The sequence below is a fragment of the Ensifer sp. Root142 genome, from assembly GCF_001426785.1.
In the GTDB taxonomy this organism is placed as follows: domain Bacteria; phylum Pseudomonadota; class Alphaproteobacteria; order Rhizobiales; family Rhizobiaceae; genus Ensifer; species Ensifer canadensis.
In genome coordinates this window covers 679,703-693,545 of record NZ_LMFK01000012.1, presented here as the reverse complement: position 1 = coordinate 693,545, position 13,843 = coordinate 679,703, and the positions used below count along the sequence as shown (strand labels likewise).

Below are 13,843 nucleotides of genomic sequence, written 5' to 3'. Positions count from 1 at the left end.
TGCAGCGGTTTTCCGCCCGGAAATGCGCAAAAGTGAGAAGCTTGAGCGCTTCCGTTTCGTCTAAAGCGGAAAGATTCTAGCTTCGACCGAGCCGAAATGGAATGCCCGAGGCGAGCGCCGAAACGTAACGGGCACGCTGGAAATGGCCGTTAAGTGAAATGCGCGGCAAGGCGTCTAGCGGCGTCGCCGCCGCGACCGTGCCCGGCATGGTGGTGACCGCAACCGTAAAGCCGAGATCGGCTGCAAGCCTTTGATCGCGCGGCGAGACAGCCGGGCGATCCCCATAGGGATAGGCAAAGCTGCGCGGCCTTTGGCCGACAATGGCTTCGACGCGGGCGGCGGATGCCTCGATCTCCTGGCTTGCCTGTTCATCACCGAGCCGCGCGACGGCGCGGTGGCTTATGGTGTGCGCCCCGAGGCTGGCGAGCGGGTTTTCAATCAGGAGACGGAGACCGGCTTCGTCGAGCGTCAGCGTTTTGGTGATAGCCAACGCATCGATCCCATGTTCCAGCGCCGCCGCGTCGAGCTCGGCAACCGAAACAATTTCCTCGCGACTGTGGATGTAGGCGGCCATACGGCCAAATATCGCGTGCTTGTCGGCGCTACTTTCAGCCTTGAGTACCTCCACGCCGCTACCGAAATCAAACCGGAACTGCGTGGTTGCCGAGAGCAGATCGGCCAGCGTTTCCCACCAGAGCGTATGGGTGCGGTCGACGAACCCGCCGGTCACGAAAACGGTGAACGGCACGCCGTGCCGCGTAAAGACCGGCTGGGCATGGTCGAGATTGTTGCGATACCCGTCGTCGAGGGTGAAGCAGGCGAAGGGCGCTGCACCCTCGTCGGCAAGCGCCGTCGGCAAATCGTCGAGCGCAATGAAGCGATAGCCGTCCCGCTTCAGCCGGGTGATGGCCCTATCGAGAAACTCCGGGGTGATTTCGAGATGGGCGTTCGGATCAAAGGCCCGGGCAACCCGCGGGCGGACGTGATGCAGGGTGAAAATAGCGCCGCGCCGACGGGCATCAGGCATCAGGCCAGCGCGGCTTAGACCGTGCGCCAACTCAAGCCCACCGGCGATTGCCGCGCGCCGCGCCCTCGTCCTGATGCTTGCCGTGATCCCACCCGCCATATCAGTCCATTCAAATCAGCCTGTATCGATCACTGCAGAACTCCTTGCGCCTCGGTCGATTTACGGAGAAGATCGTCTGGAGGGTTTCAAGCGTTACAGTGTCCCTGGCGCGCCAGACCTGGTGCACCACCATGGAGGTTAATGGCGGGAGCGTTAAACCTTGCTGAAGGACGTCGGCGTTAATTTCTGGTTTACCACCCCGACGAAAGTCGCAGGAAGAAATCGCATTCTGCCTCAAAGTTGCAGCAAAGACACGGCCTTGTCACAAAAAGGCACAGCGCGCCTGTCCGACGGCGCATTTCGATGGGGACTGACATGAAAGCTATCCGCCGCCTCCTTTTGGCGATGTGCGCTCTCGCTCTGGGGTCTGCGACGGCGTTTGCCGGCAGCGCTTCGTTGGTGCTCGATGCGCGCACGGGCAAAGTCCTGTCGTCGGAGAATGCGGACACGCTGAACCACCCGGCATCGCTCACCAAGATGATGACGCTGTACCTCACCTTCGAGGCGCTCCGGCGCGGCGACATGAACTGGGACAGCAAGATCAAGGTATCGAGGGCGGCGGCGGCCCAGCCGCCGATGAAACTGGGCCTGAAGCCGGGTAGCACGATCACCGTGCGCGAAGCAGTCTATGCCATGATCGTCCGCTCGGCGAACGACGCAGCCGCCGCGATGAGCGAAAGGCTCGGCGGTTCGGAGCAGAACTTCGCCAGGAAAATGACGGCCAAGGCGCGCCAACTGGGCATGAGCCGCACCGTCTTCATCAACGCATCCGGCCTGCCCGCAAGCAGGCAGGTGACCACCGCACGCGATATGTCGACGCTCGCGGTGGCGCTGATACGCGATTACCCCAGGGAATACCGGCTGTTTGCCACGCCGAGCTTCACGTTTCGCGGTCGCAAGATTCGCGGCCATAACAACCTGATGTACCGCTATGACGGCATGGACGGCATCAAGACCGGCTACACCAATGCCTCCGGCTTCAATCTCGTCAGTGCCGTCAGGGACGGCAACCGCCGCGTCATCGGCGTGGTGATGGGCGGGCGCACGGCGCGCAGCCGCGACGACAAGATGGCGGCATTGCTCAACCGCCATGTCGGCAAAGCCTCCAATGGCCGCCAGTTGGTGGCCGCTGCCAAGACGCGGAGTGCTGCTGCAGCTGAGGTCGAGGTCGCATCTGCCGCCACGATGTCGGACGTGCCGCTGCCCTTCACGGCAGCCCATCGTGCCAAGGGCGACAGCGTTGCGGCATTGATCGCCGCGTCATCCACGACGGTCGTGCCGGCCGAACGGCCGACGGCCATGGTCGAAGAGGAAAACGCCGCTGTCGTTCCAGCCGCCGGCCGCTGGCAGATCCAGATCTCGGCGGCACCTTCGGCTGAAGCGGCCCGCGCGCTTCTGGCACAGGCGCAAGCAGCCGGAGGCGACATGCTGGCGGAGGCGTCTCCCTATACGGAAGCGGTGGGCGAAGGCGCCGGCACCATCTATCGCGCCCGCTTCGTCGGCTTCAGCAGCCGTGATGCTGCCGCTTCCGCCTGCAGCGCGCTGAAGAAGCGCTCCTACGACTGCGTGCTGCTGCCCTCGCGAGGCTAAGGGAGCCATCGGCCTTAGGCCTGCGTGCCGCCGACGGTGATCTGGTCCATGCGCAGATGCGGCTGGCCGACGCCGACCGGCAACCATTGCCCGGCCTTGCCGCAGTTGCCGATGCCGGTGTCGAGCTTGGTGTCGTTGCCAACCATCGTCACGCGCTTCATCGCGTCGGGGCCATTGCCGATCAGCATCGCGCCCTTGACCGGCGCGCCGATCTTGCCGTTCTCGATCATGTAGGCCTCGGTGCAGCCGAAGACGAACTTGCCGGAGGTGATGTCCACCTGGCCACCACCGAAGGAGACGGCATAGATGCCCTTCTTCACCGAGGCGATGATTTCCTCGGGCGTCCGGTCGCCGGACAGCATGTAGGTGTTGGTCATGCGCGGCATCGGCACATGGGCATAACCCTGGCGCCGGCCGTTGCCGGTCGGCTGCATGCCCATCAGCCGGGCGTTCTGCCGGTCCTGCATGTAGCCAACGAGCTTGCCGTCCTCGATCAACACGTTGTAGCCCGATGGCGTGCCCTCATCATCGATCGAGATCGAGCCACGCCGGGCCTCGATCGTACCGTCATCGACGACTGTCACACCCTTGGCAGCAACCTGCTCGCCGAGCAGGCCGGCAAAAGCGGAGGTCTTCTTGCGGTTGAAGTCGCCTTCAAGGCCGTGGCCGACGGCTTCGTGCAGCATCACACCCGGCCAACCCGAGGCCAACACCACGTCCAGGGTACCGGCCGGCGCATCGATCGCGTCGAGATTGACGAGCGCCTGGCGTAGTGCCTCGTCGGCACCCTTCTTCCAGTTCTCCTCGGTGATGAAGTCGCCGAAGCCGCGGCGTCCGCCGATGCCGTAGGAGCCGCTTTCCTGACGGTCGCCATCGCCGGCAACCACGGAGATGTTGATGCGCGTCATCGGCCTGATGTCCTGAACCCGGTGGCCATCGGCGCGCAGGATATCGACCAGCTGCCAGCTTGCGGCGATCGAGGCCGTCACCTGCCTGACCTTGGGATCGCGTGCACGCAGATAGGCGTCGATTTCCTGCAGAAGCGCGACCTTCGCCTCAAAGCTCGGCTCGCCGATCGGGTTTTCGTCGCCATAGAGCTTCGTGTTGGTGCGTTGCGGCGCTGCGGCATAGGAGCCGGCATAACAGCGCGTCACCTGGCCGACTGCATCGGCGGCACGGCGAAGTGCTGCCAGCGACAGCTCACCGGCATGGGCATAGCCGACCGATTCGCCGGCGACCGCACGCAGACCAAAACCCTGGTCGGTGTTGAAGCTGCCGCCCTTCAGCCGGCCGTTGTCGAAGGAGAGCACTTCGGCCTGGGCATGTTCGAGAAACAGCTCACCATCGTCGGCGCCGGCAAGCGTCTCCGACAGAACCTTGCGGATCGCTGCCTCGTCGGCATCGAAGAGGCTCATCAGATCGGTGTTCATAGTCGTGCGCTCCCGCGTCATAAGTTCGATGGCCTCCATTTAGGAAGGCGAGCGGTTCAAGCCAAGAAAAATATCGATCAGGAGAGCGAAGCGTTCCAGCCATCGAGGCGTTCGATGCGCTCGACCCCGGCGAAGCGGGCGACGCGTTCGAGTTCTGCATCTATGCGCTCCATGCGCCCAGAGGACGGCTTGACGCCACGCTCCAGCCAGAGCCGGCGCACATCGAGACTGCCGCGCTTGCGGTCGGCCTTCATGTCGATGCGGCCGATCAGGCGATCGCCTTCGATCAGCGGGAAGACATAGTAGCCGTATTCCCGCTTCGGCTCAGGCACGAAGATCTCGATGCGATAGAAGAAGCCGAACAGCCGCTCGGTGCGATTGCGGTCGCGCAGCAACGGATCGAACGGGCTCAGCACGCGCACGCGGCCCGGCGGGTCGGGAATATCGCCAAGCTCGTCAGGAAAACCCGCAAGCGCATAGGACGACCGTGGCTTGCCGCCGTCGATCGGCTCGATCGACACGTCGATCAGTTCGTCGCGATGTTCCGCCACCCAGGCCTTCGCTTCGTCCGGAGAGACCAGATCCCAGAACGCGGCGATTTCGCCGTGGGTGGCAAAGCCCAAGCGTTCAAGGGCGCTGCGGCAGGCCCAGTCTATGAACTCGTGATGCTCCACCTCGCCATCCTGGTGGTGCGGCGGGATCACCCGCTCTGTCAGGTCGTAGACCTTCTGGAAATTCTCGCGCCTGGCGATCGCCAGCTTGCCGGTGCGCCACAGCACCTCAAGCGCAGTCTTCGACGGATGCCAGTTCCACCAGCCGCCGGACTCGTGTTCGGCCTCCTTGAGGTCGCGGGCAAGCACGGGACCGCCCTTGGCGATGCGCTCGTAGGTTTCGTCGCAGCCTTTTTCAAATCCCTCGCCGCGCCACTTGCTCCAACGGTCGACGATGGTCTCGCCTTCCCATTTGAAGCGGTGCTTCCAGTAGCGGTAGAAGCTGCTGGGGATGATCGAAGCGTCATGGGTCCAGTGCTCGAACAGTTCGCGGTCGTCTTCAAGCAGCGATGTCAAATGTTCGCGGCGATAGGTCTGGTTGCGCGAGAACAGGATCTGATGATGGGCGCGTTCCACCGTCGCGATGCTGTCAACCTGAACGAAGCCGATGTCATGGATCAGCTTCAGTAGGCCATCCTTGCCGAGCGCGCGGTGCGGCGCGCCGGAAAGGCCCTGCTTTGCGAGGAAGATGCGCCGGGCATCGCTATTGGAGAGCCGAATCGTCATGGGAGAAAGAGTAGGCTTTTATTCCCATATTTCAAACGGAACCTTGGCGCAAAGCGCATTGCCCTTGTCCGCCGACTTGGCCTATAGAGCAACCGCAAACCGCGAGGGACGGGATGGACATCCGCTTTACCGATTGCTCGGTCCGCTTCGGCGAACGGGTGGCGCTGCAGCCGCTGACGCTGACGATCACCGAAAGGCGTGTCGGCATTATCGGCCTCAATGGCTCCGGTAAGACAACCTTCGCGCGGCTGATCAACGGTCTAGTCAAACCTTCTGCCGGCAGCGTCACCGTCAATGGCCTCGATACGGTCAAGGACGAGCGCGCCGTGCTTTCCGAAGCCGGCTTCATCTTCCAGAATCCGCAGCACCAGCTGATCATGCCCGTCGTTGCCGATGACATCGGCTTCGGCCTGAAGAACCGCGGCCTCAAAGGCGAGGAAATCGACAAGCGGACGCAAGCGGTGCTGTCGCGCTTCGGCGTCGAGCACCTGGCGCGGCGCCGGGTTCACGAACTCTCCGGCGGCGAGACCCAGCTGATCGCCATGGCCAGCGTCGTCGTCACCGATCCCAAAATCCTGATCCTCGACGAGCCGACCAACCAGCTCGACCTACGCAACCGGCGGCGCGTCGCCGACACGATCGCGACACTTGACGAAGACACGCTGGTCATCACCCACGACCTGCCGCTGGTCGAAAATGTCGAGCGCCTGCTGCTCTTCCACGAAGGACGGCTTGCCGCCGATGGCGCGCCGCAGGAAACGATCCGCCACTACCACGAGATCGCCGGATGCTGACGAGCCTGCACATCGAGGGCAACAGCTGGCTGCACCGGCTGCCGGTGCGTGCGAAGCTTTTGGCACTGGTGGCGCTCAGCATCCTGCTTTTCCTCACCAGCTCGCTCGTCGTGCAGCTGATCGCCTTTGTGATTTCCGGCGGGCTCTATCTCTCGGTCGGCCTTTCCTGGCGCGAAGCGCTGAAACGCGTCGGCTTCGTCTTCTTCACGATCTTCTTTCTCGCGGCCGTGAACCTCTTCCTTCTCCCCTTGAACGAAGTCGCCGTCTTGACCCTGCGCCTGATGGCCCTGGTGCTTTTCGCCGCTGCCGTGACCGCAACGACGACGATCGGCGGCTTCATGGACGAGATCACGGTGCTGCTGACGCCCTTCGAACGCCTGGGCTGGGTGCGCGCTGCCGATGTCAGCCTGGCGCTTGGGCTCGTCCTGCGCTTTGTGCCAGACATTTTCACGCGCTATCAGGCCATTCGCGAAGCACACCGGGCGCGTGGGCTGCCGGTGCGACCGTTGACGATCATCGGACCACTGATCATCCTGACGCTCAAAGATGCGGATACGATCGCCGCGGCGATTGACGCGCGTGGTTTTCGCCGTCAATAAATTCGCGCATCCTAATAAGCAAGGAACCGGAACAGCATGAACACCAGAGATCTCGTCCTTATCGCCCTCTTTGCCGCGATCGTCGTCGTGCTCGGCCTCATTCCGCCGATCACGCTCGGCTTCATTCCCGTGCCGATCACCGCGCAGTCCATGGGCGTGATGCTCGCCGGCTGCATTCTCGGCGCCAAGCGCGGCGCTTTCGCCTTCCTGCTCTTCATTCTGCTCGTCGCCATTGGTCTGCCGGTGCTATCAGGCGGTCGTGGCGGTCTCGCCGTCTTTGCCGGCCCGTCTGGCGGCTTCATTCTCGGCTGGGTCGTTGCCACCTTCGTCACCGGCCTGATCGCGCAGCGCTTCGTCCGGGAAGGCCAGGCTGAACTGCACCAGTTCGTCGGCTTCTTCCTCGCCTCGGTAATCGGCGGCATCGTCGTGCTCTATGCGATCGGCATGCCCTGGGTATCGGCCGTCACCGGCACGCCGCTGCTCGCGGTTGCCACCGGTTCGCTCGCATTCCTTCCCGGCGACCTGCTGAAGGCCGCCATCGCGACGCTTGCCGCACGCGCCGTCTTCGCCGGCTATCCGCTGCTGCCGGTTCGCGCCTGAACCGATGCCGTTTGCCGCCGCCATTGCGCGCCACGCGGAACAAATCCCGCAAGTCCCGGCCTTCCGCATGGAAGGCCGGGTTTTCACATTCCGGGAGCTTGCGCTTTGCGCCGGCCAGCTCGTTTCCGCGTTCGGGAGATTGACGGCAGACTCCGGGAATAAAAACGTCCTGCCCGCCACCACAAAGCTGATCGCACTGGAGATCGGCAACCATCCCCTTTTCGCTGCCGCATTCGTCGCCGCAACATCAGGCGGGCATTGCGTTGTTTTGATCGACCCACATCTGCCGGAGACAACGCGGGCGGCAATGCGTGAGCAATTGCGCCCCGACATCACGGTTCGCGCCGACGGCGAGGGGCTGCGGCTCGATGCGACCGCTTCCGGTCAAAGCCTGCTTTTCGCCGCCGGTTCAGACGAAGACATGACGCCGATCGCCATCGGCGCCGATGACGAGCCGTTTCTCGTCGTCTTCACTTCCGGTACCACGGGCATGCCGAAAGCGATCGTGCGCGATCGCGGGTCCTGGCGGCGCAGCCTGAAGATGGGCCAGGATTTTTTTGGCATTAACAGCGACACGCGCACCTTCGCCCCCGGCCCGCTCGCCCATGGGCTGACGCTCTATGCGTTCGCCGAAACGCTTGTTGCCGGCGCCGAATTCGTCGGCATGGCGCATTTCGATGCGGCGCGTGCGTCCGAGACCATCGCCTCGCAGGATGTCAGACGGCTCGTGCTGGTACCGACGATGCTGAGGCGGCTCTGCGCATCGCCTTCCCATGCGGCATTGGCGTCGGTGCAGAAGATCACCGTTGCCGGCGCCAAGCTGACACCCGCCGATCGCGCAGCCGCTGCGACACCGTTTTCGCAAGCTGACATCGTCGAGTATTACGGAGCATCCGAACTCGGCTTCATCAGCGTTGCCGGTCCCGGCGACACAGCATCGGCGACCGCCGTCGGACGCGCCTTTCCCGGTGTCGGCCTAATCGTGCTCGACGAGAGCGAAAAGCCGCTACCGTCAGGCGAAGCCGGCACGATCTTCGTCAACAGCGACCTGATTTCGAGCGGCTATATCGGCACCGGAGATGGTGCGGGCCTCAGGCGTGTCGGCAGGCTCGCAACCGTCGGCGACCTCGGATTCCTTAGTGCCGACGGCACGCTGCATCTCGTCGGGCGCTCCGGCGGCATGGTGCTTTCCGGCGGCAACAACATCTATCCGCAGGAGGTCGAGGCGACGCTTGTCGGGCATGCCGATGTGCATGCGGCGTTCGTTCTCGGACTGGACCATCCCGATCTCGGCAGCGAACTCGTCGCCGTCATCGAGCCGAATGGTGCAACAATCGACCGAGCGGCGCTCGACCGTCATCTCGACAGCCATCTGCCGCGCTATAAACATCCACGACGGATCTGGCTTTGCCATACCTTACCGATGACGCAATCTGGTAAGGTGGCCGCCGGGACTCTCAAGCAATGGATTGTGGACGGACATGACGCCCTTGAGCCCTTCGTCTGACCCATCGCGCACACCGGTGATCGTGGCGGCCCTGCGTACGCCTGTTGGGCGCGTGCGCGGCGTGCTCGCGGAGGTCGAGCCGGCACGGCTCGCTGCGCCGTTGATCACCCGCATCCTCGCCGATGTCGGCCTGGCGGCGGAGGCGCTCGATGACGTCATCCTCGGCAATGCCGCCAACTGCGCCGGCAACCTTGGACGGCTGGCGGCACTTGAGGCCGGACTTCCGGTATCGACACCCGGCCTGACCATTGACCGGCAGTGCGGCGCCGGGCTCGAGGCCATCACCCTTGCCGCCCGTCTCATCCAGTCGGGCGCCGGTCGCTTCTACCTTGCCGGCGGCACCGAAAGCGCCAGTCGCGCCCATATTCGCCTGAGGCCGCCGACGACCCCTGGCGAAGAGCCTCAACCGATCAAGCGTTCGCGCATGGCACCGGACGAGATCGGTGACCCTGACATGGGCGTTGCCGCCGAAAACGTCGCCACAGCCTGCAGCATTTCCCGCGAAAGACAGGATGCGTTTGCGCTCGAAAGCCAGCGACGCGCCGTCGCCGCCCAGGGCGCGGGCCGGTTTACGCGCGAGATCGTACCGATCGAAACGACTGCGGGGATCGTCGAGGCCGACGAATGCCCGCGCGCCAATGCATCGCTCGAAACCCTGCAGCGGCTGAAACCCGTCTTCGTCCAGGACGGCACGGTGACCGCCGGAAATGCCTGCCCGATCAACGACGGCGCAGCGATGGTTCTGGTGACCAGCCTTGCCGAAGCGCGACGCCTGGGGCTTTCCTTTGCGCTCGAATTCATCGATGCGACGACCGCCGGTGTGCATCCCGATCTGCTCGGGCTCGGCCCGGTGCCGGCGATGGAAAAACTGAAAGCGCGCAATCCGGCGCTTGATGTCGATGCGATTGATTTCATCGAATTCAACGAGGCCTTCGCCTCGCAGGTGCTCGGCAGCCTAGATCAACTCGATATTTCGCCGGAACGGGTCAATCTCGACGGCGGTGCCATCGCCCTCGGCCATCCCTATGGCGCATCCGGCGCGATCCTCGTGGTGCGGCTGTTCACGCAGATGCTGGCAGTCCCGCGCGAAACGCAGGCACTGGCGATGATGGGCATCGGCGGCGGCATGGGCGGCGTCGCGCTGTTCCGCAGCCTGCGGCCTACCGAATAGGTTCGTGATGGTTCAGAGAATGTAGCTGCCGAGCCATTCGCGCGTTGCGGCCGGCACCGGCAGCGGCGTGTGCCGTTCGCGATCGACGGCAACCCAGACAATCTCGAGTTCTGCCGCAAGCTGGCCGGCCGCCTCGACGCGCACGGCAAAGCTCACCGAGCTTCCGCCGATCTTGGCGACAGTAACGATGAAGCGCGCCGGCTCGTCATAGCGCAGGCCGCGATGGAAGACACAGGCCGAGCGGCGAACGAGATAGGCAGGCTCATGGACGACCGACGGCCGGTGCCGCCAGAGTTGGGAAAGTGCCGCTTCGGCATGGGCATAGTAGGCGGCATTGTGCATGTGGCCATGCATGTCTATATCGCGAAACGGAATGCGGATTTCCGTGACGTTTTCCCGCTCCCTGCCGTCCATGCGAGGTCCTCTTAGAATGCGCTCCACCCTCGTTAGCCAGTTCGGCGATCCGCGACAAGTGATTGCGCTCGTCGATGCCGAGCGAATCCCGCCGGGGCACGGCGGGGTCGAGATCGCGCTCTCCCTGTCGGCCATCAATCCCTCCGACCTCATTCCCGTCACCGGCGCCTATAGTGCCCGGACGACCCTGCCCTTCGTGCCCGGCTTCGAGGGCGTCGGCACCGTCAGCCGCATCGGCGCTGGCGTTACGACCTTGAAGCCCGGCGATCGCGTGATCCCGATCGGCGCAAGCGGCCTTTGGCAGCAATATCTGGTACGGCCGGCCGAATGGTGCTTTGCCGTGCCTGACGATATCGACGACCGCCAGGCGGCCACCAGCTACGTCAACCCGCTGACGACGATCCGGCTCATCGAAGCGCTCAAGTCCCATTTCGGATCGGTGAACGGCCAGAGAATCGGCGTGACCGCAGCGGGTTCGGCCATCGGCGGCATGCTGCTGAAGCTCATGTCGGGCGAAGGCGCAAAACCGATAGGGATCGTGCGCAGCCAACGCAGCGCCGAGCGGCTTGCGTCCGACACACCCGGCAAAATCGTCATCGCCGATAAAGGGCATATCCCTTCGGGCCTTGCCTTCGACGCCATTGTCGACGCGGTCGGCGGCCCGTTTGCCGGCGAGCTCATCGGCCAGACGCTCCAGCTCGGCGCCGCATTCATCCAGTATGGCGCGCTTAGCGGTGTGCCCGTGCCGATACCGGCAATCCAGGCTCGGCCGGATGTACGCTTCTCCTTTCTGTGGCTGAGAACCTGGGTGCACGCCGCCGGTCGGCCAGCGATCGAAGCGGCTTTTGCGCAGAGTTTTGCCGGTCTGCGCACCGGGCTTTTCTCAAGCCGGATTGCGCAAACCTACCCGCTCAGTTGCCTGGATGAGGCCTTGGCGCATCAGGCGGATCCTCGCCGCGACGGCAAGCTGCTGCTTGATACGCGCTGTTGAAAATCAGTGCTTTCGCTTGGGCGCGCCATGGACGTTGGCAGGTTGGAGCACTAGTTTCGGCGCATGACCACGCTGCTCTATGAAAATCCGATCTTCCTGGAACACGAGGTTCCGGAAGGTCACCCTGAAAGGCCGGACCGGCTGAAAGCGCTGAACCTTGCGCTCGAGCACCCGAATTTCGCCGACCTCAAGCGCATAAAGGCGACGAAGGCGAGCGAAGACCTGGTGCTGCTCGCCCATCCGGAGGAGCATCTGCGCACCGTCAAGCGCGCCATCCCCGAAGAGGGCATCGCCAATCTGGAAGCTGACACCTATGCCAGCCCGTTCAGCCTCGAGGCGGCATTGACCGGCATCGGCGGTGCGGTTGAGGCGGTCGATGCAGTTTTCACGGGCAAGGCCGACAACGCTTTCGTCGCGGCGCGTCCGCCCGGCCACCACGCCGAGAAGAACAAGGCCATGGGCTTCTGCTTCTTCAACACCGTCGCGATTGCCGCCCGCCACGCACAGGTGGCGCATGGGGCAGAGCGCGTGGCGATCGTCGACTGGGACGTGCACCACGGCAACGGCACTCAGGACATCTTCTGGGACGATCCGTCGGTGCTTTTCTGCTCCACTCATCAGATGCCGCTTTATCCCGGCACCGGGGCCAAGGACGAAACCGGCGTGAAAGGCAACATCGTCAACGCGCCGCTCTCGCCCAATGCCGGCAGCGAGCATTTTCGCGAGGCGTTCCGCTCTCGTGTGCTGTCGGCGCTGACGAACTTCCGGCCGGATTTCATCCTGATCTCGGCCGGCTTCGATGCCCACTACCGCGATCCGCTGGCGCAGATCAACCTTGTCGCCGAGGACTTCGACTGGGCGACGGGCCGCCTGCACGAGATCGCCGACCGCAGCGCCGGCAACCGCATGGTCAGCCTGCTCGAGGGCGGCTATGACCTGCAGGGACTGGCCGAGTCGGCCGGCATGCATATTTTGAGATTGATGAGAGGGTAACCATGACCACCACCACGCAACCGGACGTTTCGGCCCTCTCCTTCGAGCAAGCCGTCGAAGAGCTGGAGCGCATCGTCTCGGCACTGGAACGCGGCGACGTCGCGCTCGACAAGTCGATCGAGATCTATGAGCGCGGCGAAGCGCTGAAGAAGCACTGCGAGGCGCTGTTGAAGGCTGCCGAAGACCGGATCGAAAAAATCAGGCTCGACCGTGCCGGCAAGCCGCAGGGCGTGGAACCGCTCGACGCGGAGTAAACGACGGGGGATTGGTCAACGTCCGGAAACGCTGCGTCTTCGCCTAGCGCCTACCCGCAACGTGCGTTAGGCGCTAGGCTCAGACCATACGAACAACGGGAGCGTGCACCATGTCCTTCTTTCCAGGCCCCGACCCGCTCGCCGGCGACAAGCCCGCCTGCGACGCCATCGAACACCTGATCATCCCGCGCACCAGCGACATCGGCGGATTGCAGGTTCGCCGCGCACTACCGACAGCGAAGCGGCGGCTTGTCGGGCCGTTCATCTTCTTCGACCGGATGGGACCGGCGCTGTTGCGTGCCGGCGAGGCGATCGACGTTCGGCCGCATCCGCATATCGGCCTTTCGACCGTGACCTATCTGTTCGACGGCGAAATCAAGCATCGCGACAGCCTCGGCACCGAAATGGTCATCCGCCCCGGCGACGTGAACCTGATGACCGCCGGCCGCGGCATCGTTCACTCCGAGCGTTCACCGGAAAACCAGCGCGGGCATGAACGCTCGGTTTCCGGGTTGCAGACCTGGCTGGCGCTCCCCGACCACAAGGAAGAGATCGACCCGATCTTCGACCATACCGAACGGCACATGCTGCCGCAGCTCAATGACGGCGGCATAGATGCCCGGGTGGTGATCGGCAGCTTCGAAGGGCAGAAGTCGCCGGTCTCGGTCTTTACCGACACGATCTATGTCGACCTCAACATCGCGCCCGGCAAAAGCGCGCCGTTTGCCGCCAATTGGGAAGAGCGTGCGATCTATATCCTCTCAGGCGAAGCGATCATCGCCGGCGACCACTTCGCCGACAATCAGCTGCTGGTCTTCCGGCCTGGCGACGAAATCACCGTCACCGCCGGTCCGCTCGGCTGTCATGTCATGCTGTTCGGCGGCGCAGCACTCGGCTCGGCCCGCCACATCTGGTGGAATTTCGTGTCATCGTCAAAGGACCGCATCGAGAAGGCCAAGGAAGAATGGCGCACCGGCCGCTTCGACATCGTGCCCGGCGACGAGGAGGAATTCGTGCCCCTTCCCACCGGTTGAGGGCATCGAACAACCGCGACCGCTTGCCGCTTCCAGTTGCCGCATGCTTCCTTAAATCGATTT

At 63.8% G+C, this 13,843-nt stretch carries 14 protein-coding genes; 10 read left to right on the top strand and 4 right to left on the bottom strand.

The genetic code is table 11. The annotated features are described in order from the left end of the window. Window positions 1-76: 76 nt before the first annotated feature. Window positions 77-1,126 carry a polysaccharide deacetylase family protein gene (locus ASD52_RS15805; protein ID WP_025426161.1) on the bottom strand — a complete coding sequence of 350 codons (1,050 nt, stop codon included), beginning with the start codon at window positions 1,124-1,126 and terminating at the stop codon, window positions 77-79. Window positions 1,127-1,450: 324 nt separating this feature from the next. Between ASD52_RS15805 and ASD52_RS15800 the strand changes: the two genes are divergently transcribed. Further along, complete coding sequence (locus ASD52_RS15800) at window positions 1,451-2,716, top strand: D-alanyl-D-alanine carboxypeptidase family protein (RefSeq protein WP_025426160.1); 1,266 nt, start codon at window positions 1,451-1,453, stop codon at window positions 2,714-2,716. A 14-nt stretch (window positions 2,717-2,730) separates the two neighbouring features. Here the strand turns inward: ASD52_RS15800 and tldD are convergent, their stop codons facing one another. Beyond that, window positions 2,731-4,146: a metalloprotease TldD gene (gene tldD / locus ASD52_RS15795; protein WP_057224828.1), complete on the bottom strand. Its 1,416-nt coding sequence runs from the start codon at window positions 4,144-4,146 to the stop codon at window positions 2,731-2,733. A gap of 77 nt (window positions 4,147-4,223) precedes the next feature. Beyond that, window positions 4,224-5,423, bottom strand: coding sequence for a winged helix-turn-helix domain-containing protein (locus ASD52_RS15790; protein WP_025426158.1), 1,200 nt, complete (start codon window positions 5,421-5,423; stop codon window positions 4,224-4,226). 113 nt (window positions 5,424-5,536) lie between these two features. On the opposite strand from ASD52_RS15790, the gene ASD52_RS15785 reads away from it, so the two are divergent. The 5 genes from ASD52_RS15785 to ASD52_RS15765 are packed head-to-tail and all read left to right on the top strand — an operon-like array spanning window position 5,537 to window position 10,094. After that, window positions 5,537-6,217 (top strand): ABC transporter ATP-binding protein, encoded by a 681-nt coding sequence (locus tag ASD52_RS15785; RefSeq protein ID WP_025426157.1) that lies wholly within the window; start codon window positions 5,537-5,539, stop codon window positions 6,215-6,217. Next, window positions 6,211-6,816: an energy-coupling factor transporter transmembrane protein EcfT gene (locus ASD52_RS15780; RefSeq protein WP_025426156.1), complete on the top strand. Its 606-nt coding sequence runs from the start codon at window positions 6,211-6,213 to the stop codon at window positions 6,814-6,816. Before ASD52_RS15785 ends, ASD52_RS15780 begins: the two co-directional genes overlap by 7 nt. A gap of 36 nt (window positions 6,817-6,852) precedes the next feature. Beyond that, complete coding sequence (locus ASD52_RS15775) at window positions 6,853-7,416, top strand: biotin transporter BioY (protein WP_025426155.1); 564 nt, start codon at window positions 6,853-6,855, stop codon at window positions 7,414-7,416. A 4-nt stretch (window positions 7,417-7,420) separates the two neighbouring features. After that, a complete protein-coding gene (locus tag ASD52_RS15770; protein ID WP_057224791.1) occupies window positions 7,421-8,923 on the top strand; it encodes a class I adenylate-forming enzyme family protein in 1,503 nt (500 codons plus the stop codon). Continuing rightward, complete coding sequence (locus tag ASD52_RS15765; RefSeq protein ID WP_025426153.1) at window positions 8,907-10,094, top strand: thiolase family protein; 1,188 nt, start codon at window positions 8,907-8,909, stop codon at window positions 10,092-10,094. Before ASD52_RS15770 ends, ASD52_RS15765 begins: the two co-directional genes overlap by 17 nt. Before the next feature lie 12 nt (window positions 10,095-10,106). On the opposite strand, the gene ASD52_RS15760 is transcribed toward ASD52_RS15765, so the two are convergent. Next, window positions 10,107-10,508 carry a thioesterase family protein gene (locus ASD52_RS15760; protein WP_025426152.1) on the bottom strand — a complete coding sequence of 134 codons (402 nt, stop codon included), beginning with the start codon at window positions 10,506-10,508 and terminating at the stop codon, window positions 10,107-10,109. 16 nt (window positions 10,509-10,524) lie between these two features. Here ASD52_RS15760 and ASD52_RS15755 point away from each other — a divergent pair, with 16 nt between their 5' ends. The 4 genes from ASD52_RS15755 to ASD52_RS15740 all read left to right on the top strand — a co-directional run bounded on the left by ASD52_RS15755 (window position 10,525) and on the right by ASD52_RS15740 (window position 13,780). Continuing rightward, complete coding sequence (locus ASD52_RS15755; RefSeq protein ID WP_025426151.1) at window positions 10,525-11,499, top strand: zinc-dependent alcohol dehydrogenase family protein; 975 nt, start codon at window positions 10,525-10,527, stop codon at window positions 11,497-11,499. Window positions 11,500-11,562: 63 nt separating this feature from the next. Next, on the top strand, window positions 11,563-12,492 hold the full coding sequence (locus ASD52_RS15750; RefSeq protein ID WP_025426150.1) for a histone deacetylase family protein: 930 nt from the start codon (window positions 11,563-11,565) through the stop codon (window positions 12,490-12,492). A 2-nt stretch (window positions 12,493-12,494) separates the two neighbouring features. Continuing rightward, entirely contained in the window at window positions 12,495-12,746 is a 252-nt protein-coding gene (locus ASD52_RS15745; RefSeq protein ID WP_025426149.1) for an exodeoxyribonuclease VII small subunit, read from the top strand. A gap of 110 nt (window positions 12,747-12,856) precedes the next feature. Then, window positions 12,857-13,780 (top strand): pirin family protein, encoded by a 924-nt coding sequence (locus tag ASD52_RS15740; RefSeq protein ID WP_025426148.1) that lies wholly within the window; start codon window positions 12,857-12,859, stop codon window positions 13,778-13,780. Window positions 13,781-13,843: the final 63 nt, after the last annotated feature.